Origin of the sequence: Bacillus cereus group sp. N14 (assembly GCF_016483555.1) — a bacterium.
Taxonomy (GTDB): domain Bacteria; phylum Bacillota; class Bacilli; order Bacillales; family Bacillaceae_G; genus Bacillus_A; species Bacillus_A wiedmannii.
The window spans coordinates 1-347 of sequence record NZ_JAEHBQ010000073.1 but is presented as its reverse complement, the minus strand read 5'-3'; the positions used below and the strand labels follow the sequence as shown (position 1 = coordinate 347).

Below are 347 nucleotides of genomic sequence, written 5' to 3'. Positions count from 1 at the left end.
GGGCAAAAATAAGCTATCAAGGAAAAGAAGGTTATGTATCGTTAGAGTTTGTGAAAATTGATGGCAACACAGAAGAGGTAAAAACGTCGGAACAACCGAAAACATCAGATGCAACGATTAAAAATGGAACGCAAGAAGTAGGAACAATCAATGCGACAAGTCTCCGAGTAAGAAGTGCAGCGAATACAAGTAGCTCGATCCTCGGAAACTTAAAAAATGGAGAAAAAGTAACAGTACTAGGAAAAGTAAACGGCTGGGCGAAAATAAGCTATCAAGGAAAAGAAGGCTATGTGTCGTTAGAGTTTGTGAAGTTAGAAGCAGGAAAACAAGAAGAAAAGCCAGCGGAA

General features: G+C 39.5%; 1 protein-coding gene. It reads left to right on the top strand.

Annotation, left to right across the window (positions count from 1 at the left end; genetic code table 11):
- On the top strand, positions 1–347 hold a 347-nt coding region (locus JDS82_RS29100), incomplete at both ends, for an SH3 domain-containing protein (protein ID WP_199714329.1).